19 protein-coding genes are annotated in these 20,646 nt (G+C 63.9%); 5 read left to right on the top strand and 14 right to left on the bottom strand.

Annotation, left to right across the window (positions count from 1 at the left end; translation table 11 throughout):
* Nucleotides 1-50: 50 nt before the first annotated feature.
* From BANT918_RS07915 to rimP, 9 genes are all read right to left on the bottom strand, one after another.
* Nucleotides 51-422, bottom strand: coding sequence for a hypothetical protein (locus BANT918_RS07915; protein ID WP_101619734.1), 372 nt, complete (start codon nt 420-422; stop codon nt 51-53).
* Nucleotides 412-1,035, bottom strand: a complete 624-nt coding sequence (locus tag BANT918_RS07910; RefSeq protein ID WP_101619733.1) for a hypothetical protein — start codon at nt 1,033-1,035, stop codon at nt 412-414. The genes BANT918_RS07915 and BANT918_RS07910 overlap by 11 nt, the downstream gene beginning before the upstream one ends.
* An 80-nt stretch (nt 1,036-1,115) precedes the next feature.
* Complete coding sequence (gene truB / locus BANT918_RS07905) at nt 1,116-2,033, bottom strand: tRNA pseudouridine(55) synthase TruB (RefSeq protein WP_101619732.1); 918 nt, start codon at nt 2,031-2,033, stop codon at nt 1,116-1,118.
* Nucleotides 2,034-2,046: 13 nt separating this feature from the next.
* On the bottom strand, nt 2,047-2,961 hold the full coding sequence (locus BANT918_RS07900; protein ID WP_101619731.1) for a ligand-binding protein SH3: 915 nt from the start codon (nt 2,959-2,961) through the stop codon (nt 2,047-2,049).
* 183 nt (nt 2,962-3,144) lie between these two features.
* Nucleotides 3,145-3,573, bottom strand: a complete 429-nt coding sequence (gene rbfA, locus BANT918_RS07895; RefSeq protein ID WP_101619730.1) for a 30S ribosome-binding factor RbfA — start codon at nt 3,571-3,573, stop codon at nt 3,145-3,147.
* A 295-nt stretch (nt 3,574-3,868) separates the two neighbouring features.
* Complete coding sequence (infB, locus tag BANT918_RS07890) at nt 3,869-6,946, bottom strand: translation initiation factor IF-2 (protein WP_101619729.1); 3,078 nt, start codon at nt 6,944-6,946, stop codon at nt 3,869-3,871.
* 132 nt (nt 6,947-7,078) lie between these two features.
* Complete coding sequence (locus BANT918_RS07885) at nt 7,079-7,354, bottom strand: YlxR family protein (protein WP_101619728.1); 276 nt, start codon at nt 7,352-7,354, stop codon at nt 7,079-7,081.
* A 71-nt stretch (nt 7,355-7,425) separates the two neighbouring features.
* Nucleotides 7,426-8,388 (bottom strand): transcription termination factor NusA, encoded by a 963-nt coding sequence (nusA, locus tag BANT918_RS07880; protein WP_101619727.1) that lies wholly within the window; start codon nt 8,386-8,388, stop codon nt 7,426-7,428.
* An 83-nt stretch (nt 8,389-8,471) separates the two neighbouring features.
* Complete coding sequence (rimP, locus tag BANT918_RS07875; protein WP_101619726.1) at nt 8,472-8,936, bottom strand: ribosome maturation factor RimP; 465 nt, start codon at nt 8,934-8,936, stop codon at nt 8,472-8,474.
* A 132-nt stretch (nt 8,937-9,068) separates the two neighbouring features.
* On the opposite strand from rimP, the gene BANT918_RS07870 reads away from it, so the two are divergent.
* Nucleotides 9,069-10,046: a hypothetical protein gene (locus BANT918_RS07870; RefSeq protein ID WP_101619725.1), complete on the top strand. Its 978-nt coding sequence runs from the start codon at nt 9,069-9,071 to the stop codon at nt 10,044-10,046.
* A complete protein-coding gene (locus BANT918_RS07865) occupies nt 10,043-11,062 on the top strand; it encodes an aminoglycoside phosphotransferase family protein (RefSeq protein ID WP_101619724.1) in 1,020 nt (339 codons plus the stop codon). Before BANT918_RS07870 ends, BANT918_RS07865 begins: the two co-directional genes overlap by 4 nt.
* A gap of 70 nt (nt 11,063-11,132) precedes the next feature.
* Here BANT918_RS07865 and BANT918_RS07860 read toward each other — a convergent pair whose 3' ends face one another.
* Nucleotides 11,133-11,939 carry a TSUP family transporter gene (locus BANT918_RS07860; protein ID WP_101619723.1) on the bottom strand — a complete coding sequence of 269 codons (807 nt, stop codon included), beginning with the start codon at nt 11,937-11,939 and terminating at the stop codon, nt 11,133-11,135.
* 13 nt (nt 11,940-11,952) lie between these two features.
* On the bottom strand, nt 11,953-13,800 hold the full coding sequence (locus tag BANT918_RS07855; protein ID WP_101619722.1) for a proline--tRNA ligase: 1,848 nt from the start codon (nt 13,798-13,800) through the stop codon (nt 11,953-11,955).
* Between the two features lie 300 nt (nt 13,801-14,100).
* Here BANT918_RS07855 and BANT918_RS07850 point away from each other — a divergent pair, with 300 nt between their 5' ends.
* Both BANT918_RS07850 and BANT918_RS07845 read left to right on the top strand, forming a co-directional pair.
* Complete coding sequence (locus tag BANT918_RS07850) at nt 14,101-14,841, top strand: NUDIX hydrolase (RefSeq protein WP_101619721.1); 741 nt, start codon at nt 14,101-14,103, stop codon at nt 14,839-14,841.
* 64 nt (nt 14,842-14,905) lie between these two features.
* Nucleotides 14,906-15,313 carry an RNA-binding S4 domain-containing protein gene (locus BANT918_RS07845; protein ID WP_101619720.1) on the top strand — a complete coding sequence of 136 codons (408 nt, stop codon included), beginning with the start codon at nt 14,906-14,908 and terminating at the stop codon, nt 15,311-15,313.
* A 175-nt stretch (nt 15,314-15,488) separates the two neighbouring features.
* On the opposite strand, the gene BANT918_RS07840 is transcribed toward BANT918_RS07845, so the two are convergent.
* Both BANT918_RS07840 and ispG read right to left on the bottom strand, forming a co-directional pair.
* Nucleotides 15,489-16,367: a DUF4081 domain-containing GNAT family N-acetyltransferase gene (locus BANT918_RS07840; protein WP_101619719.1), complete on the bottom strand. Its 879-nt coding sequence runs from the start codon at nt 16,365-16,367 to the stop codon at nt 15,489-15,491.
* A gap of 59 nt (nt 16,368-16,426) precedes the next feature.
* Complete coding sequence (gene ispG / locus BANT918_RS07835; RefSeq protein ID WP_101619718.1) at nt 16,427-17,575, bottom strand: flavodoxin-dependent (E)-4-hydroxy-3-methylbut-2-enyl-diphosphate synthase; 1,149 nt, start codon at nt 17,573-17,575, stop codon at nt 16,427-16,429.
* A 170-nt stretch (nt 17,576-17,745) separates the two neighbouring features.
* Here ispG and BANT918_RS07830 point away from each other — a divergent pair, with 170 nt between their 5' ends.
* Nucleotides 17,746-19,149, top strand: a complete 1,404-nt coding sequence (locus tag BANT918_RS07830) for a serine hydrolase domain-containing protein (RefSeq protein WP_101619717.1) — start codon at nt 17,746-17,748, stop codon at nt 19,147-19,149.
* 6 nt (nt 19,150-19,155) lie between these two features.
* Here BANT918_RS07830 and BANT918_RS07825 read toward each other — a convergent pair whose 3' ends face one another.
* Entirely contained in the window at nt 19,156-20,646 is a 1,491-nt protein-coding gene (locus BANT918_RS07825) for a M50 family metallopeptidase (protein WP_101619716.1), read from the bottom strand.

Here is a 20,646-nt window from a genome sequence, read left to right as displayed (position 1 = left end):
CCGAATCAGGTTATCGCAGAGATGTTCCCACGTGCTAACCCACGCGCGCCTCAGGAGATGACGGCCCAGCCGATCACACCGGCCAAGGATGCGATCGCAATGGAGACGAACGTTCCGATGATGAATCGCTCGCCTGCGGCGGCAGAGGATTTGATCTCCGCGAAGCGTCCGAGTCCTTTGACCGCGACGACGACGGCCATGAGCTCGGGCCGTCCCAGCACGATGGCTCCGGCCACGAGTGCGCGCTCGACGATGCCGATCCACATTCCGCCCCGCAAGACCTCGATGTCCTCGCTGCCGGTGCGACCCGGCTTCGAACCGGACCCGTCGTGGGTCATGCGCAGAAACAACGGAACGAGCGGGTAACCACCCGCTGCGGCCACGATCGCCGCGAGGACTGCGACGAGAACATCAAACCACATGGTCACCTGCCTGAGAGTCGCTGTCCCGGGCCTCTCCAGCATGGGCGAGGTGAAAGGTCGACAGCGCGCAGGCCCCCTCGATGAGTTCCACACCGCCGGGAGAGAGCACCCGTGACACAGCCTGCTGGGAGACATCGAAGTGTTCAGCGATGTCGTGCTGAGTGGATTCGGGGTGGTCGAGCCTGCGGTCGATGTAGCGACGAGCTTGGGACCTGATGGTCTCGAACGTCCAGACCATCAGGCGCAGCGCGCTTTCGGCCAGACGCGAGTGGTCTGTCGCCGGATCCACGACAAGATGAGCGGGCGCACCCTTCGCGGCTTCGACCGCGCGCCTGGCCGCATAGAAGGCCTCTCCCCTGCCTTCGACAGTGGAGGCCGGCAATGGAGTGTCGACCGAGCCGACTCCGATTCCGATGTGCCAACCAGTCTGCGCAGCCAGCAGACGCACGGCCAGAGTCACCTGGTCGGGTGAGTCGAGGACGCCCTGCACCTCATCGCCGATCGTGCGCTCGAAGCCCCGTCGTGTCTCAACACGAGCCAGGATGTCGAGCAGTCCGGGCACCTCATCGGTGCGGTCACGAGATCCCCGCTGATCGATGGTCATGACGTACATGACTCAAGTACACCAAACCCTACCGCAATATACAACCTTTTCAGTTGTATTTATCGAATACAAGCAAGCAACTTGTAGTGTCAGGCGAGGTCGATCGCGAAGGCCGTCTGGGACTTCAGCACTCCCCCAGCTCGCACCTCGGCGATCGATACGAGCTCGTCGCCGACGATCACGGCGACCTCATTGCCCTGATCCGGGCTCCGATCGGTGCTGACCGTCTTGCCCTGCATCAGCGCTGTGGCCTGCCCGGAGTCCACGCGCACGGTCGGAAGCAGGGTCCGGGCCACCTCGGCGAGAGAAGTCAGAGCAGGTGCTTCGGTATCGAGATCATCGGGGATCGTCACGGCATCATCAAGACCGAAGGCGCCCACACGAGTGCGCCGCAGAGCGGTGAGATGACCATGGACGCCGAGGCTGCTGCCGAGATCTCGCGCCAGAGCACGAACATAGGTTCCCGAAGAGCAGTCGACTTCGACGTCGACATCGATGTGGCCCTGAGAAACGGAGTACCGCGTATCGAGGATGGTGAAGTTCGAGATCTCGACTCTGCGCGCCTTGAGCTCAACGTCTTCGCCCGCACGCACGCGGGCATAAGAGCGTTGGCCGTTGACCTTGATCGCGGAGACCGCGCTGGGAACCTGGTCGATAGAGCCCGTCAGCGCTGAGACGGCTTGGGCGATCCCATCATCGGTGACTGCCGACAGCGCCACAGGCTCGGCGAAGAGATCTGGCTCGGAGTCCGCGTCATCGGTCGGCGTGGCCGAGCCGAGGCGGACCGTGGCCAGATAGGTCTTGGACACGCCGGTGATGTAGCCCAGAAGCTTGGTCCCGCGACCCAGTCCGAGCACGAGCACACCCGTGGCCATCGGGTCGAGGGTTCCGGCATGCCCGACCTTGCGGGTGCCGTACCAGCGCCGAATCCGAGAGACGACGCCGTGGGAAGTCAGGCCTTGGGGCTTGTCGCAGACAAGGACACCCTGCGGCGAGGTATCGCTCACGTGGCAGATGCGATCAGTTGAACGATACGTGCACGTGGTCGAAGTGATTGTCCGTGGGTGAACCGCGGTCTGCCATGCTGGACCAACCGCTGCCCGGGTTCCAGATGCGCTGTTTCCAGATCACGTACTTGACGTTGAGAGCGCCGCGATTCTGGATCAGGTACTCGGCGATGCGGTCGCCGGAGGCGCCGGTGATCATGATGTCGACGGCCCCGCCGGTGTAGTGGTCGGAGCTGCCGGAGCCCGGCCGACGGCCACCGTAGGTCTTGACTTCGGGGAACTTCGCACACACGGCACGGTAGCCGTTGACCGCGTTGGCCTGCAGCCCGGATTCGATTGAGGACGAGACCGAGCAGGGAGCGTTGGACACACCGTCGGGCGTGGCCCCACCCTTGGAGGACTTCTCCTCGGAGCCCGAAGACTTCTCCTCGGAGCCCGAAGGCTTCTTGTCGGAGGACTGCGCACTGCTGGACTCCGTATCGGCCTTCTCCGTCGTCGGGGATGGCTTGGGCTTGGGAGCCTTGACGTCGAGTTTCGTCTTCGAGGTCTTGTTCTTGTACTTGGGATCGTCCTTGACGTCCTTGAGGTACTCTTCGCCGGCCTTCTGCCGCTGGGCGTCGATCTCATCCTGACTGACAGCCGAGGGGCTCGACTTCTGGTGCTGGACAGAGGTGTCAGCGGCCTCCGTCGTGACATTGCCGGCCTCAGGCGGGCCCATGACCACGGTGGAGCCGACAACGGCAGCGGTGGCTGCGGCCGGAACCGCGATCGCGGCAACGACGGGACGCTGCCTGACGGTTGCCAGCACCGAGGTGGCAGTCGACGGCGCATCCGAGGAGTGCCGACCGGCAGAGCGCTTGCTGGCGGGGGTCAGATCCCGGACCAGCTGCTTGGCAAAGCTAGGCTTTGGCGAAGAGTGCTTACCCAATACAGAAATCCCTTAACAGAGTCGTAATCATTTCGTTACCGGAAAAAGTCTAAACCAGAAGTGAAAGATAACAAAACTGTTACGTGATGTTTTTTCCTGAGAGTGACTGACATCGCGATCGCGGCAACGGGACCCGACGCGCGCCACTGCCGCGTTTGTGCTCTGTCGCGGCGGTGTGACGAGTCAGTCTTGGTCGTCGGTCTTCTTGTACGGATCTTCATCACCGGCAGGTTTAGCGTCCTGGGCCAGTCCGGCCACCCGGGCGTCATCGGCTGCGGCTTGAGCGAGAAGGCCGTCCAGGTGGGCGGCAGCTTCCGGCACGGCATCGGCAATGAATTCGAGGCTGGGAGTCAGTCGGATCGTGAGGCCTTTGCCGACCTCTGACCGGATGAAGCCGTTCGCTGACTCCAGTGCCTTGCCGGTGGCTTCGAGGTCCTGTCCGTCGCCGAATACCGTGTAGAAGATCGATGCGTGCTGCAGATCTCCGGTCACGCGCACATCGGTGACCGTGACGAAACCGAGACGGGGATCTTTGAGTCTGCGTTCTATCGTGCTGGCGACGATGACCTTGATCTGGTCGGCGATCTTACGCGCCCGAGTTGAATCTGCCATGGTGTCTTCCTTCTTAGTCTGAGCTGTGACAGTGACCGAGTTCGGCTGGAACTGCCACGTGAGTATCTGGGGTTGTTGCTGCGTCCATGAGGGAACTTCTCCGCCACATTCTCTCATCACCAGGAACGCCAGTGCGGAGGAGTGCTCTCTGCGGAACAGTGCCCAGCGCGGAACCGTGCGGAGGCCCGCAAACCGCAGACCGGGTCCTGCCCGGGCCGTGTGCAGGCGGGTGGACTCATGCCACCCGCTCGCACACTCCCCGTTCAGAACCCGGTATGGGAAAGCGATGCGCTGATCAGTCGCGAGGCTTCTCGCGCATCTCGACGGTCTCGATGATGTCACCGGTTCGCAGATCGTTGAAGCTGCCCAGGCCGATACCGCACTCGTAGCCTTCGCGGACCTCTGTGGCATCGTCCTTGAAGCGACGCAGGGACTCGATCTTGACCTTGTCCCCGACGACCACGCCATCACGGGTGACGCGAGCAGACGCGTTCCTGGTGATGTGACCATCGCGAACAATGGAGCCGGCGATGTTGCCGAACTTGGAGGACCGGAAGACTTCGCGGATCTCCGCGGTGCCTGTCTGGACTTCTTCGTACTCCGGCTTGAGCATGCCCTTGAGCGAGCTCTCGATGTCGTCGATCGCCTGGTAGATGACCGAGTAGTACCTGACGTCGACGCCTTCGCGTTCGGCCAGGTCGCGAGCCTTCGCTTCCGGACGGACATTGAAGCCGAGGACGATCGCGTTGTCGACCGTCGCCAGGTTGATGTCGTTCTCCGTGATCGCACCCACACCGCGGTGGATGATTCGCAGGTCGACGTCGTCGCCCACATCGATCTTGAGCAGCGAATCCTCCAGTGCTTCGACAGCACCGGACACGTCGCCCTTGAGGATGAGGTTGAGCATGTCGACCTTGCCCTCGGCGAGTGCCTTGGTGAAGTCCTCGAGGCTGATGCGCTTGCGACCGCGAGCCTGAGCGGCATTGCGTTCGATGGCGTCACGCTTCTCAGCGATCTGGCGTGCGGTGCGGTCGTCATCTGTGGAGATGAACGTGTCACCGGCGCGCGGCACGGAGGACAGACCCAGCACCTGGACTGGACGCGATGGTCCCGCTTCCTCGACGAGGTTGCCGTTCTCATCGAACATCGCACGCACACGTCCATAGGCGGTGCCACACACGATGGCATCTCCCTGACGCAGAGTCCCTGATTCGACGAGCACGGTCGCAACCGCGCCACGGCCCTTGTCCAGCTTGGCTTCGATCGCGATGCCGCGAGCGGACTTGTCCGGGTTGGCCCGGAGGTCCAGCGCAGCATCGGTGGTCAGCAGCACGGATTCCAGCAGCTGGTCGATGCCCTCGCGCTTGAGCGCAGAGATCGGAACGAACATGGTCTCGCCGCCGTATTCCTCGGCTACCAGGTTGTACTCGGTCAGCTGCTGCATCACCTTGGAAGGGTTCGCGCCTTCCTTATCGGTCTTGTTCACTGCGACCACGATCGGCACATTCGCCGCCTGTGCGTGGTTGAGTGCTTCAACTGTCTGCGGCATCACGCCGTCATCGGCCGCGACCACGAGGATCGCAAGGTCGGTCGACTTCGCACCACGGGCACGCATGGCGGTGAACGCCTCGTGACCTGGGGTATCGAGGAAGGTGATCTTGCGATCGAGGCCATCATGTTCAACCTCGGCCTGGTAGGCACCGATGTGCTGTGTGATTCCGCCGGCTTCGCGGGCCGCCACATTCGCTGAGCGAATGGCATCGAGAAGCTTGGTCTTACCGTGGTCGACGTGACCCATGACGGTGACGACCGGTGGACGTGCTGCGAGATCCTCGTCGTCCTCGTCCGCGGCTTCCGCGTCAAGGTCGAGGCCGAAGGTTCCCAGCAGCTCACGGTCCTCGTCCTCGGGTGAGACGATCTCGATCTTGTAGCCGAGCTCGTCACCGAGGACCTCGAAAGTGCCCTCGTCCAAAGACTGGGTGATCGTCGCCATCTCGCCGAGGTGGAAAAGCACCGTCACGAGGTTCGTCGGATCGGTGTTGATCTTCTCGGCGAAGTCAGCCAGAGAGGATCCGCGACGCAGACGCAGCGGAGTGGTGCCGTTGCCGCGTGGAACAGAGACGCCACCGACCGACGGTGTCTGCATCTGTTCGAACTCGGCGCGCTTGGCCCGCTTCGACTTGCGTCCCTTCTGACGAGGACCGCCACCACGGCCGAATGCGCCCTGAGTGCTTCCGCGACCGCGACCTGAGCCACGACCGCCTGGGCCACCTCCGGGTCCGCGACGACCTGCGGGTGCGCCTCCCGGAGCTGCTCCCGGTGCTGCGCCTGGTCCGCCGGCAGGCGCGTTACCGCGTCCTCCGCCGCGACCGCGGCCTGGGGCCGGCTTGTTCAGCGCAGAGTTCTTCATCATCGATGGGTTGGGGCGAGGTGCGCCCGGACGTGGTGCCGGACGCGGACCCGCAGCGCCCTCTTCACCGGATGCACGAGGCGGCTTCTGCCCTGGCTTCGGCATCCCTTGCGAATTCGCGAACGGGTTGTTGCCCGGGCGCGCTCCTGGACCGCCCTGACCGCTCTGACCACCCTGGCCGCCGGGGCGATTACCGGACTTCGGTCCACCGCGTCCGGCTGCTTTGGGCATGCCCTGCGCTGGAGCGAAGGGGTTGTTTCCGGGACGGGCCGGCGAGCGGCCGCCCGGCTTCGGAGCAGAGCCCGGCTTTGGCGCCGAACCCGGCTTGGGAGCAGCAGCCGGCTTCGGAGCCGCACCTGGCTTCGGCGCGTTCGAACGCGCCGCGGGCTTGGCTTCCTCGGCGGAGGAGCCTGCTGCGGCCTCAGCGGGCGCAGCAGCGGACGCATCAGCCTCAGCAGGCTTCGCGTCTGCGGCGGGCTTGTCATCTGCAGCGGGCTTGTCATCTGCGGCAGGCTTCGCGTCTGCGGCAGACTTCGCATCCGCGGCAGGCTTAGCGCCCGGCTTCGCCCCGGTTGACTTGGCTGCGGGTGTCGTCTCTGCGGGTGTGGATTCAGCTGCATCGGTCGGCGCCGATGCTGCCTTGGCACCGGGCTTGGCTGCTGGCTTGGCTGCTGGCTTGGCCGCAGTTTTTGCACCGGGCTTGGGAGCACCGGGCTTCGCCGCGGGCTTTGCGCCCGGCTTGGCGGCCGACTTCGAATCGGCGGATGCGCCGGATGCCTTGTCTGCGCTGGAGGTCTCCGGAGCGGAATCGGCGAATGCTTCCTTCACCTTACGCACAACGGGTGCCTCGAGGGTCGAGGAAGCGGAGCGAACGAATTCGCCCAGGCCCTGGAGTTTCTCGAGGACGTTCTTACTTGTAGTGCCGAGCTCTTTCGCGAGCTCATGAACACGGGGCTTTGCCACAGTTCTCCTGTCCGGGTTCTTTCCCGGTCAGGAAAGAACCTCATCAATGAAGAGCAGTTCTCATTTCACTGCTCTCTCGAATTCCGATAGCGGTGTCATCGCACGACACTCACAACTTGTTGTCCATTCGGGCTACCCGCTCTTCTTGGGTTCGGTATCCATCCTCGGCAGGTCCGAGGCGGTGACCTTCGTTCGAAAGGCTCGAGCGAAGGATGCAGCCGTCAATGCCTTCTTCAGGCATATGGCGTCCGGGTGCACCCAGGCTCCTCGTCCCGGAAGTGTCGCTGACACGTCATGGACGATCGCCGGATGCTGATCGGGTCGAATCACGAATCGTGTGAGTTCGCCCCGGTCTGCCTTTTGCCTGCAGGCGATGCACGTCCTTCGGGGTGCCGCGCCTACAATCACAGTACACAATTCTACAGCACTTCCATCCCCACCAGTGCCACGCCCCGAGTGGCTCAGATCACGCCCGATGCCTACTCGCCAGGGACGATGTCGATCTTCCAGCCGGTGAGCTTGGCCGCCAAGCGCGCGTTCTGCCCTTCCTTGCCGATGGCCAGGGAGAGCTGGTCCCTGGGCACGATGGCACGTGATTCCTGCAGGTCGGGATCGAGGATGTCGACCTTCGTCGTCTTCGCGGGTGAGAGTGCATGGCCGATGAACTTGGCCGGGTCGTCGCTGTAGTCGATGATGTCGATCTTCTCCTGGCCCAGTTCGTTCATCACGGCCCGCACGCGGGAACCGAGCTCGCCGATGCATGAGCCCTTCGCATTCACTCCGGGCTTTGTGGCGCGCACTGCCAGTTTGGTTCGGTGGCCGGCCTCGCGGGCCAGAGAGACGATCTCTACGGTGCCGTCTGCGATCTCCGGTGCTTCGTGCGCGAACAGCCTGCGCACGAGGTTCGGGTGCGTGCGCGAGACGGTGACGGATGTTCCCTTGAGTCCCTTGTGGACGTCGGCGATGTAGACGCGGAGGCGTCTTCCGTGGCGGTAGGACTCACCGGGAACCTGTTCGTGCGGAGGCAGGACTGCTTCGACATCTCCGAGGTCGACCTGCACCATCTGCGGATCTCTGCCCTGCTGAATGGTGCCGGAGACGATCTCACCCTCGCGGCCCTTGAAGCTGCCGAGCAACGTTTCGTCTTCGACATCGCGCAGACGCTGGTAGATGACCTGGCGAGCCGTCTGCGCAGCGATGCGTCCGAAGCCGGTGGGAGTGTCGTCGAATTCGCCGATCGGATTGTCATCGTTGTCGAACTCGACCGCAAGGATGCGGACTTCGCCTGAGGTCTTGTCCAGTTCGGCACGGGAATCTGGCCACGCACCCTCGGTCTTCTGATAGGCAAGGTAGAGCGCTTGTTCGATCAGTTCGATCAGAGTGTCGAGCGGAATCTCCCGCTCTCGCTCGATAATGCGCAGAACACTGAGGTCGATATCCATGGCCTATATCCTCTCCGGCTCCCTCGAGCATTGAATTGTCGGTCTTCATTTATGCAGGCGTGACATTCTATCTCAGATTGCGCTCACCGAAATTTGAGTTCGACCTGCGCTTTGACGATGTCGCGCAGCGAGACTGTCCGCTTCTCATGGCTGGCGGGATCCATTCCGGAAATTGAGTTCTCGCCCACATCATCGAGATCGAGCTTGAAATTGCCCTTCTTCGTGCTGATTTCGAGTCGACGGCCGAGCACTCGCTTGAAGTGCCGCGGGGACTCGAGCTTCCTCGTCGCTCCCGGACTCGTGACCTCGAGCTGATAGGGCTTGTCGCGGAAGATCTCGACCTCGTCGAGGGTGTCACCGACAAGTCGGCTGGACTCGGCGATTTTGTCCATCGACATCGGTTCCGTACTGGACTCGTCCAGGTCGACGACAACCGTCAGCGCCCGCCGTTGGCCGGCAGCGACGGCCTTCACCGATTCCAGGTAGAACCCGGAGGTCTTCAGCGGCTCCCGCAGGAGTTCCTCGATCTGCGCCACGTCCTCATCCATGTGTCCTCCAGTCCTCGTCCCGCGCCCGAGGTGTGCCCCGCGCGGATACGTCGTTTCTGCCCCTGCTGATTGCCTATGCCCAACCCTAAGCGACTCCCCCGGGTGAGGCTAAGCATCCGCTAGGATTGGCCTATGCGTTTTCCCGTCAGCCGTCGCGCTCTTCTCCTCGTCGGTGCGAGCGGGGCGAGCCTGAGCCTGCTGTCCGGGTGCGGTGTGAGACTCGATACTCCCCCGGACGTGCCGACCCTCGATGAGACGAACCAGCTGCGCAACCGCGTCGCCAGAATCCTTGCCGCCACCACCGCAGGAGACGACGACCCAGAGACCGCAGGTGAGGACCTGCAGAAACTCCGGGATGCCATCGGTCCGGTGTGGTCACCACCCACCGAAATCGCCACCGAGTCCCCACCGGCCGAGGAGCCCCGCACCTACATCGCCGCCTCCGAGGCGGTGTCCACTGCCGTGTTCACAGCTGTGCCGACACTGGGCTCGGGCCTCATCCCCGTGCTGGTCGACGTGGCGACCGGCCTGGCTCTGACGGCAGGGGCAGAGCACGCCGAGATCATTCGCAGCGCAGACGCTCTGATCCAGGACTCACGCAGGTCCGGCCGCGACGACGTTTCCGGTGAACCGGAATCCGCGACGGCCTCGGGCTCGTCCGATGCAGGGTCCCCGAGGGCCGAGGATTCCACTGCTGTCTCGATGTGGAATGCGATCCTCGACCAGGCCAGGGCCGCGTCTTACGGGTATGAGCGACTCGCCGTGAATTTCGATGCGAAGTCGCGCGAGCGCAGTCGTGCTGTGGCCCGGCTGGAGTCGTTGGGCTTACTGGCAGGAGAAATGCTCGAAAACCTCGGTGAGAAGAACGCAGATCCAGGTGCCCCGGCATGGACGCTTAACCCCAGCCCCACCGACCCGGAGGCCGCCAAGGAGCTGGCTGGTTCCCTCGAGGACAATCTCGCAGCGGCCCTCCTGCCGTGGCTGCACTCCGATCCGCGAGCCGCTGTGCGACTGTGGGAATCGGCCCGAACGCGCACGGTCTTCGCGAGCCCACAGGTTCTGCGCTACTCCTATTCCGGAGGCTCGGGAGAGGCGGAGGCGAGAAAGTGAAGGTCCCACCGGTTCTGTTCAACGCCACTGCCGACATCATCGGCGACTTCCGCACCACTTCCTGGGTCGCCGCACTGGATTTCATGGCCAATGAGCTCGCCGATCGGTGGCAGCTGAGCTTCGACGATGCCCCCGGCTCACCGTGGGCCGGCTGTGAGAGCCTCGTCATCCCGGTCCTGACCCAGGAGAACTATCAAGGCGTGCTGCGGTTCGCGGCCCCCACCTCGGCGCACACAGCCGCGCATGCGCAGGCTCTGCGGGCGCTGAAGATGTGGAACGGGCACGGCGCCGTCCGGGTGATCAGGGACGATCGCAGCTTCAGGGTGACGCTGCAGGAGCGGTTGCGGACGACGGATAATCTCTCCGTGTTGCCCTTAGCTGATGTGCCCCCGGTCTGGGGTGCCCTGCAGCGGTCGCTCGAGATTCCCGCGGATTCGGAGTTTCTGCGTGTCCAGGATGTGGCCGCAGGATGGCTGAGCACCTTCGATGCCGATGCGGGTCTGCTCAGCGGCTGGTCCGAGGCAGGTCCAGATGATTCACGCCTGCTCTCGTTCGCACGCAACTGGATGCACACTCTTGCCGCATCTGAGGAGAAATGGCTCATCCACGCCGATCTGCATTACTACAACATCCTCGCTGGCAACCCCGATGCCGCCGGCATCTCGACGTGGAAGGCCATCGACCCGCAGCCGCTGTCGGGGCCCACCGCCTACACACTGGCACCGGTGCTGTGGAACCGTCTCGTGGAGATCCCGTCCCAGCATTCGCAGGCTCAAGCCGCTTGGCTGCGCGGGTTCGCCACCGACCTCGCTCTGTGCGCGGGCATGGACCCGCAGTACGGGATGGGTGCCGCCGTCGCGCGGGAGGTCACGAACATGTTCTGGTACCTCAGGTCCGCCCGCAGCGGATCGTCCGGGGCACTGGCCGATGCCGCGAGGTCCTTGTGGGTGGCGCGCGCGCTGTCAGGGGCAGACGTCGCCGGCGTCAATGCCCACGCTCTCAAACCCATCGGCTGACCGCTCTCGAACTACCTGACGGCGGCCCAGCTACCTCGCGCGAGGTTGCTGGGCCGCCGTCAGGTAGCAGTCAGTGGATCAGGCCGGAGATCACGTCGTAGCCGAGTTTGAGGATCATCGCGGAGACCACGACGACGAAGATGACCCGGACGAAGCCGGACCCCTTCTTCAATGCCGTGCGCGCGCCGAAGATTCCGCCGAGCACATTGCCCACAGCCACAACGAGGCCGAGTGCCCAGACGACTTGGCCGTCGGGAATGAAGTAGACCAAAGCTCCGAAGTTCGTCGCCCAGTTGATGACCTTCGCTGTGGCCGAGGCCTGGAGGAATGAGAACCCGATGACCGTGACGAACGCGATGACGAGGAAGGATCCAGTGCCTGGACCGAGCACTCCGTCGTAGACACCGATCGTGAGTCCGATCAGCCATGACAGCCCATGGTGGCGTTTCGAGGACTCCCCGAACCGCAGACTCGCATCGGCGCCGAGGCTGGGGTTGAGGACCGTGAAGAGTCCGACCCCGATGAGTGCGGCGAGAATGATCGGAGTGAAGAGTGTACCAGGGACCAGGGTCGCGAGTTTGGCACCGAACACGGCTCCGAGGAAGGCCGTGGCAGCGGCGGGGATCGTCGCCGATCGGTCAGGGGTGATCTTGCGCAGATAGGTCACCGCCGAGGCGGTCGTGCCCGCGATCGATCCCACCTTGTTCGTCGCGACCGCTTGGACCGGCGTCATGCCCGGCACCAATAGCAGGGCCGGCAGCTGGATCAGGCCGCCACCACCGACAACGGCATCGATCCACCCAGCCAGCACGCCCGCGGCCAACAGCCACAGAAGCATGCCAAGGGTGACATCGATGCCGGCGGTGAGCGCCTCCATCACCTGCGTCGGTTCAACGTGCAGATGTGTGTGCGATTGCAGCGTCTGCCGCGGCAGACGCCGTGGCGTAAGCGGCGCGGATCGTGGCCACAGTGGAGGCGACCACCTCGGCGACGGGCACCTCCGATTTCTCATCGGCCAGACGGTTGCGGACTTCCACCACTCCCTCGGCCAGGCCGCGACCGACGACGATCACGGTCGGGATGCCGATGAGTTCGGCATCGGCGAACTTGAAGCCGGGTGAGACCTTGAGGCGGTCGTCGAGGAGGACGGTGACGCCCTCGGATTCAAGCTCGCCTGTCAGCTTCTCGGCAGCCTCGGCGATGTCCTCGCCCTTGCCCGCGGCGATGACGTGCACATCGGCCGGGGCCAGGTGCTGAGGCCAGAGGAGACCGGATTCGCTGTGGTACTCCTCCGCGATGCAGGCCATGACACGGGTGACGCCGAGGCCGTAGGAGCCCATCGTCACGGTCGTGGCCTTGCCGTTCTGGTCAAGGACCTTGAGGTCAAGAGACTCGGCGTACTTGCGGCCGAGCTTGAAGATCTGACCGATCTCGACACCACGAGCCAACTCGAGCGGGCCCGAACCGTCGGGTGCGGGGTCACCGAGGACCACCTCGGCGGCTTCGATGCTGCCATCGGAGGTGAAGTCGCGACCGGCGACGAGATCGAAGACGTGCCGCCCGGGCTCGTTGGCCCCGGTGATCCAGCGGGTGCCGTCGACGACGCGCGGGTCGAGGAGGAAGCGGACCTTCGAGGTGCCCTCGAGGCCAAGAACCTGATTGTCGAGGTCGAGGCCCGGTCCGATGTAGCCCCTGACGAGCTCCGGGTGGGCGACGAGGTCGTCGCTCGTGGCCGCTTCGAGATCGACTTCGCCGTTGCCCAGCATTCCGGTGCCGGCGGCTCGGTCGAGGTCGACGGCACGGTCACCGGGCAGACCGATGACGATGATCTCGCGGGTACCGTCGGGGTGAGTGACGGCGCAGACGACGTTCTTGAGCGTGTCTGCTGCCGTCCAGGCCCGATCCTCGCGAGGATGGTTCTCGTTGGCGGCGGCGACGAGAGTCTCGATCGTGGATGTCTCGGGCGTGTCCTCGACGTGGGCTGCGGGTGAGAGTGAGAAGTCGATCGGCTGGGGCACGATCGAGGTCACGGCCTCAACATTGGCGGCGTACCCGCCGGGTGAGCGCACGAAGGTGTCTTCACCGACCTCGGAGGGGTAGATGAATTCCTCAGTGCCCGATCCACCCATGGCGCCGGGGGTGGCCTTGACCGGCAGGCAGGGCAGGCCGAGGCGGGCGAAGGCGCGCAGGTAGGCCACGCGCATCGCTTCGTAGGAGGCGTCGAGACCGGCGTCGTCGATATCGAAGGAGTAGGCGTCCTTCATGATGAATTCGCGTCCGCGCAGCAGACCCGCGCGGGGCCTGGCCTCGTCACGGTATTTGGTCTGGACCTGGTAGATCGAAAGTGGGAGATCTTTGTAGGAGGAGTACAGGTCCTTGACGAGGAGGGTGAAGACCTCTTCGTGGGTGGGGGCAAGGATGTAGTCGTTGTCTCTGCGGTCCTTGAGGTGGAACAGATCGGGGCCGAAGGCCTCCCATCGTCCGGACTTTCTGTACGGGTCGGCGGGCAGCAGGCCGGGGAAGTGGACTTCCTGTGATCCGGCTCGGGCCATTTCCTCGCGCACGATGGCTTCGATCTTGCCCAGGACGCTCAGTCCCAGCGGCAGCCATGTGTAGATCCCCGGGGCCGATCGGCGGATGTATCCCGCACGGTGCAGAAGTTTGTGGCTGGCGACCTCGGCTCCGACCGGGTCCTCCTTCTGGGTTCGCACAAACAGGGACGACATGCGCAGGGCCATGGGTGATACTCCTCAACTTGTCAGGACTCAGATCGAACACTATCGCACGCGAGTATCCGCACGGCAATTGCGGTTCAGAACCGACCAGAGTGACGATCGGGATCAGGCAGCTACTGGGTCCGGATCTGCCGTGTGCTGATCATAGAACCGTCAGCTGGCGGGGTTGGATTCGTTAGTTGGCAGGGTCGGATTCGTCAGGTGGTGGAAGCGAATTAGACTGGTAGGCACAGACGTCCACCAGGGTCTGAGCGATTCAGGCCGAATCGCTGACCGACCGACTCGCTGACCGATACGAAGAGCATGCCTGATTCCACTCAACTGACGCAGTTCCCGCGGCCATCGGTCGCGGTCGACACCGCGGTCCTCTGCCCAGTCCCCCGACGTGGTCTGCACGTGCTCCTCACCCATTCCGGCGACGGCGCGTGGCAGCTGCCGGGATCGATTCTGCGGCCCCAGGAGCGACTCGCCGAGGCTGTTGCACGGTGCCTGCGCGAAAAGGCGCGGCTCGTCGATCGCGCCCCCGTCCAGCTCCATGTCTTCGACCAGCCCGATCGTGATGATCGCGGGTGGGTGATCTCGGTGGCGCACCTCGATGTGCTGTCGACGACCGATGTGGGATTCGGCGACGCGAGTTCTCCAGAGACCGAGCCCGATCCGCAGGATGCGCGGCGGCGAAAGCTGGCGCCCGTGCATTCGGTGCGTGAGCTCAGCGCCGAGCATCAGGAGATCGTCCGGGTTGCGGTCCACCGCCTGCGTTCCCTGCATGAGCGCACACCCGACCCGTTCGGGCTGTTGCCGGACGAGTTCTCGCTGCGGCAGCTGCGTGAGCTGCATCAGATCGTCTCGGGAGAGGATCTGCAGGCAGATACGTTCCGCCGCACGATGCTGCCGCTGCTCGCACCCACCGGGCAGGCTGTGTCTCAGGGACGTGGCCGCCCCGCCCAGACATTCACTCGCCGCACCGAGATCGCTCTGCATCGCGATGCAGGCAGCGTGGCCTCGACCGCCGGCGCTGACGATGGTGGCGATAGTGGACACTGAGGATAGTGGGCACCGACGCAGCAGAGGCTGACTGTGGTGCACACTGACAGAAGGGAGGCTGACTGTGGAGATTGACCGTTCGCCGGGCAAGCACGTTCGCGTGGACGTCTGGCTATGGACGACTCGGATGTTCAAGACCCGGAACTTAGCGACTCAGGCCTGCCGTGGTGGCCACGTCCAGGTCGAGGGTCAGCGTGTCAAGGCGGCGCAGAAGGTCTCCATCGGCCAGGAGGTGCGCGTGCGCAAGGCCAGCACCGAGTTCACCTGGAAGATCACCGGCTTCGTCCCCACACGTCCGCAGGCATCGATCGCCGTGCAGTGCTACGAGGATCTCACCCCGGAACCGGATCCTGCTCTGCGCGGTTTCGTCCCCCGCAGAGACAAGGGGTTGGGCCGGCCGACGAAGAAGGACCGCCGGGAGATGGAGAAGTTTCTGGGAGACCTGGCAAAGCCCCGGAACCGGGACCGCTGAGGCCGCAGAGACCCCTGAGGCCGCTGAGACCCCTGAGGCCGCTGACGTCGTCGAGAGACGATTGCACCTTCGAGAGCAGACTCCCGGCCCTCGGCTCTCCAGGCTAGCCTCTGCTCTCGACGCGCAACTCTGCTGTCGACGCGGAGTCTGCCTCGCGTTGCTGGACTGAGGTCGGTCAGTACATGACCGTGGCGAAGGTGCCCACCTGTTCGAAACCGACACGTGTGTACATACGTAGGGCCACCTCGTTGTAATCATTGGCGTAGAGGCTCACCGTGGTGTGCCCGGCCGCTCGAGTCTGCGCCACGACTGCCGCCATTCCGGCAGCGCCCAGGCCCTGCTGCCTAACGTCGGGATGAACCCAGACGCCCTGAACCTGAACAATGCGCGGTGCGCGGATGCCGATGTCTGCTTTGAACAGCACCTGCTCGGGTTGGTCCGTCGCGGGCCAGCGTGCCACCGATCCGCCTTGGGGCAGAGTGTCCGAGATGCGCGCAAAGCAGTTCTTGCCCCTGATGATGTTGCGGACTCGAGCCATATAGCTTGACTGGCCGCCTTCTACCGGCGAGAAGCCCACCTCGTTGGTGAACATGTCAACACTGGCCGAGAACACCGCAGGCAACTGTTCCACCGTCACCAGATCCACCGACTCGTCGGGTTGGACCAAGGGGTCGGAACTGATCGCCAGCAACGGCTGCCGATCACGGACCCCGCGGGGACGTCCCCAGTTCAGGCGGCTGTGCAGATCGAGGATGATCTCACGGGCACCGATGAGGGAGCAGGAATAGCGGCCATCGGCGTTGAGCTTCTCGGCGAGGGCCTGATTGGTCCCCGGGGTCGCCGCGACGGGGATGATGTTGCCGCCCACCCAGTAGGCTGCGACCGGTCGGTCATCGTCGAAGACGCCCAGCAGGGAACCGGCGGGTGAGCCCATCTGCGCTGTGCCCGTGACTTCGAGCAGCGCGATGAGGTAGACGTTCTCACACGGGTTGAGCGCGAGCAGGCTCTTCAGCCAACGGGTGTGCTGATGTCCCAGACGAGCGACTCTCAACACGAGAGAGCCTCCTTGTTCAGATACTCACACACCAGGCAGCTTTTCGGACAGGTCAGATCTCAGCCGACGACGACGTCGGGCGCCCCGGATGGGACGTCGGACTCCGCTGCGATGCGATTGGCTTCTTCAATGAGGGTCTCGACGATCATGTCCTCGGGCACGGTCTTGATGACCTCCCCCTTGACGAAGATCTGACCCTTGCCGTTGCCGCTGGCCACACCGAGGTCGGCCTCACGGGCTTCGCCGGGACCATTGACGACGCAGCCCATGACAGCGACTCGCAGAGGAACTTCCATGCCTTCAAGCCCGGCGGTGACCTTGTCAGCGAGCGTGTAGACGTCCACCTGGGCACGTCCACAGGACGGGCACGAGACGATCTCGAGCTTGCGAGGTCTGAGGTTGAGGCTCTCGAGGATCTGATTGCCGACCTTGATCTCCTCCACGGGTGGTGCGGAGAGTGAGACGCGAATCGTGTCGCCGATGCCCTGCGACAGCAGTGCGCCGAAGGCGGTGGCGGATTTGATCGTGCCCTGGAAGGCGGGCCCAGCCTCGGTGACACCGAGGTGCAGGGGCCAGTCACCGCGCTCGGCGAGCATCTCGTAGGCGCGGACCATGACCACGGGGTCATTGTGTTTGACAGAGATCTTGAAATCGTGGAAGTCGTGTTCTTCGAACAGCGAGGCCTCCCACACAGCGGACTCGACGAGCGCCTCCGGAGTGGCCTTGCCGTATTTCTCCATGATCCGCTTGTCCAACGAACCGGCGTTGACACCGATCCGGATCGAGGTTCCGGCGTCCTTCGCAGCCTTGGCGATCTCCTTGACCTGATCGTCGAACTTGCGGATGTTGCCGGGATTGACGCGTACAGCGGCGCAACCGGCGTCGATCGCAGCGTAGACGTACTTCGGCTGGAAGTGGATGTCGGCGATGACCGGGATCTGCGACTTCTGCGCGATCGCCGGAAGTGCCGCAGCATCATCAGGCGATGGACAGGCCACGCGCACGATGTCGCAGCCTGAGGCTGTGAGTTCGGCGATCTGCTGCAGAGTCCCGTTGATGTCTGTGGTCTGAGTCGTCGTCATCGACTGGACGCTGACGGGGAAATCGGAACCGACGCCGACCTTTCCGACCTGGATCTGTCTCGTCTTCCGTCGCGGCGAAAGCACAGGAGGTGGTGGGGCAGGCATTCCGAGGTTGACCGATGTCACGAAGACATTCCCTTCATTGACGACTGGTGACCAGACTGAACGTTCGAGTCATTCATATTGTAGGACTTCAAACCGTGTCCGGCCTCTCCGACCACGGTGTGATCGCTCACCACAGCATCCTTTCGCAGGTATCGTGAAGGAAACTTGCCGTCCGTGCAGAGGAGAAGTCTGTGAGCCGAGTTGCTTCCGTGCCGTTCACCCACCCCGATACCCAGGCCGTCATCGGCCGACTCGAAGCTGCAGCGAAGTCTCTCGCGGACCAGGGCGGAACACTCGCCTGGGGAGTCTTTCGCCGAGGCGAGACCGGGACGGCTGCCCACGGCGACGTTCCGTACCGGATCGCATCGATGACGAAGTCGTTCACCGCCGCTGCGATAGGCTGCCTCGCGGCCAACGGCCTGGATCTTGACAGGTCGCTGGGCCAGATCGTTCCCGAGCTCAGGGGCACATCGATTGCCGACCGCACCTGCCGACAGGCGCTGACGATGGGCACCGGATTCACCAAGGACGATCCCTGGGCTGATCGGGTGGAGGCGATGACGAGTGCCGAACTCATCGACTACCTCAAACGCGGAGCCATCCCCATCGCGCCCGCAGACACCGGATACGAGTACTCCAACCTCGGTTACGCACTCCTCGGGCTCGTCGCCGAGTCCGTGACCGGGAAGCCGTTCATCGACATCGTCACCGCCGAGGTGCTTCAGCCTCTGAGCCTCAGTCGCACTGGTTTCGACGTCGCCGACTTCCCAGACTTGATGCCCGGCATCCGCATCGACCGAAACGGCCAGGGCCACCCGACCGAACTCACCGGCCCCGGAGCCTTCTCCCCCATTGGCGGAGTCATCTCCACGGTCAACGACATCGGGACCTGGATGAACGCCCATATGGACGCCCTGGACAGCCTCGACGCCTATGCGCCGGGAGCACTGCCGCGGATCCTGAGTGACAATCAGCAGTCGCATCGACTCATCGAGGTCCAGACAAGCGAGCACCACGCCGAATCCGTCAACTACGGCTTCGGTCTGCAGCCCCGCCTCGACTCCCGGTTCGGCCGCGTCGTCTGCCATTCCGGCGGCTACCCCGGATACGGCTCGCACATGCGTTGGTTCCCGGACCTGGGACTGAGCATCGTCGTGTTCGGCAATACGACGTACTACCCGGCTGAACGCACCGTCAGGGAGGCCATCGACGCCGGTTGGGCCGCCGCCACGGCCAGTCCCGATCGGCAGCTGATACGCACAAGCTTCGCGGTGCCGGCACCCCACCACCGCGTCGCACCCGAACAGTCAGAGACTGTGCTGCGCGCAGCGAACCTGGTCATCGACTTCGACGAGGAGGTCGCGAACGAACTCTTCACTGTCAACATGGACCTCGATGAGCCCCGTACCGAACGCCGTGAGCGCTTCGACGCGTGGAAAGACGACCGGCAGCTCACTCAGTCCTTCACTGATGAGGATGTCACCATGACGACCCCGCTGAAGGGGACGGTGACGGCACACACGACACAGACGGCGACGATCACGGTCAGCTTGGACCACCTCGGCGAGGTGCAGACGATCTCGCTGAGCAGCTGAGGAGGCCTACCCGGAATTGAAGATCGCGTCGAGCGTGACGGGTTTGACGAGGTCGACGTAGACGAGCAGCGCCGTCATGCACAGCATCAGCCCGATGACGACGTAAGTCAGCGGCAGCAGCCGGGCCGTATCGAAGGGACCGATTCGTCCGCGTCCGCGGAATTTGTTGATCTGGCGCCGTGCGCCTTCGTAGAGGCCCACTGCGATGTGTCCACCGTCGAGCGGCAGCAGCGGGATCATGTTGAAGGCGAACAGGAAGATGTTGAGTGATCCCAGCATGCCCAGCCCCAACTGTGCCTTCTCCATGATCTGGAACTTATCGGTTGAGACGATCTCACCGGCGATGCGCCCGACTCCGACCATGCCGACCAGCCCCTCGGCGTCGCGTTCCTTCGAACCGGTGGCCACCTCGGCGATGTCGATGAGCTTGACCGGCAGGGTCACGATCGCGTGGAAGACGCCACTGACCTGCTCCCAGACCGCGCCGGGGAACTCGTTCAGCGGCAGCGGCTGACGCTCTTGGACGGGCCCGACGCCGAAGAAGCCCTCCGTGACCGTTTGTGGTGTGCCATCGGCATTCATCACGGGCCGTCCGCTGTCGTCGACGCGGACGCTCTCATGCGCGATGATCGGGACATTGACGGACTGAGAGCGACCATCGCGGGTGAACTCCACGTCGACTCGCTCACCGGCATGCTCCTTGATGACGCCGGAGAGTTCGTCCCAGCTGTCGGTGGAGACTCCGGCCACCGAGGTGATGTCATCGCCTGGTTTGATCCCGGCTTCCCACGCGGGAGTGAGCGGATCATCGTCCTGGCAGCTCTTCTTCTGGTCTGCGGGACGCTGCGCCGCTTCGGAAGCCGGTACCGCGCATTCGACCACCGTCTGCACCGTGGTCGTCGGGGTCATGATCCCGATGCCGATGAGTGAGATCGCCATGATGATGATCCCGAGAACAAGGTTGACCAGAGGCCCGGAGAACATCACGACGAGTCGTTTGGGCACGTTCAGGGCGTAGAACGTCCGGTGTTCCTCCCCCGGTTCGATCTCCTGGTTCGAGAAATCCCGGGCATCGGCCATCGTGTTCTCGAACAGGCGACCGCGCCGCTGCTTCCGCGGGCGAGGGGCCTCGGTCACGACGTCGGCGCCGGTGTTTCCCTCGGCGGTGCCATCGCCGAGGTGATCGTCCCCGACCGCGTCTTCAGCGTGGAGGGCATCGCCGCCTGAGGCTGTGTCGGCCCGGCGTGTCGTCGCAGTCAGCGGAGGATACATTCCCGGCATGGCGATGAACCCGCCCAAGGGCAGTGCCTTGATTCCGTATTCCGTCTCGCCGCGGCGGAAGGAGAACACCGTCGGGCCGAAGCCGACCATGTAATGGGTGACCTTGACCCCGAACCTCTTCGCCGGAGTCAGATGGCCGAGCTCGTGCAGTCCGATCGAGATCGAGATCCCGATCAGGAACAGGACGATCCCGACGATGTAGAGCACGACTGTCAT

The organism is Brevibacterium antiquum CNRZ 918 (assembly GCF_900169145.1).
In the GTDB taxonomy this organism is placed as follows: Bacteria; Actinomycetota; Actinomycetes; order Actinomycetales; family Brevibacteriaceae; genus Brevibacterium; species Brevibacterium koreense.
The sequence above is the reverse complement of the archived record's forward strand: the minus strand, read 5'-3'. Positions and strand labels throughout refer to the sequence as shown.

Coding starts and splice junctions, on each gene's coding strand:
- BANT918_RS07870 (WP_101619725.1), top strand. CDS start 9,069: ATGCGTTTTCCCGTCAGCCGTCGCGCTCTTCTCCTCGTCGGTGCGAGC.
- BANT918_RS07860 (WP_101619723.1), bottom strand. CDS start 11,939: ATGGAGGCGCTCACCGCCGGCATCGATGTCACCCTTGGCATGCTTCTG.
- nusA (WP_101619727.1), bottom strand. CDS start 8,388: ATGGATATCGACCTCAGTGTTCTGCGCATTATCGAGCGAGAGCGGGAG.
- BANT918_RS07915 (WP_101619734.1), bottom strand. CDS start 422: ATGTGGTTTGATGTTCTCGTCGCAGTCCTCGCGGCGATCGTGGCCGCA.
- rbfA (WP_101619730.1), bottom strand. CDS start 3,573: ATGGCAGATTCAACTCGGGCGCGTAAGATCGCCGACCAGATCAAGGTC.
- BANT918_RS07825 (WP_101619716.1), bottom strand. CDS start 20,646: ATGACAGTCGTGCTCTACATCGTCGGGATCGTCCTGTTCCTGATCGGG.
- rimP (WP_101619726.1), bottom strand. CDS start 8,936: ATGGATGAGGACGTGGCGCAGATCGAGGAACTCCTGCGGGAGCCGCTG.
- BANT918_RS07850 (WP_101619721.1), top strand. CDS start 14,101: ATGCCTGATTCCACTCAACTGACGCAGTTCCCGCGGCCATCGGTCGCG.
- BANT918_RS07855 (WP_101619722.1), bottom strand. CDS start 13,800: ATGGCCCTGCGCATGTCGTCCCTGTTTGTGCGAACCCAGAAGGAGGAC.
- BANT918_RS07910 (WP_101619733.1), bottom strand. CDS start 1,035: ATGTACGTCATGACCATCGATCAGCGGGGATCTCGTGACCGCACCGAT.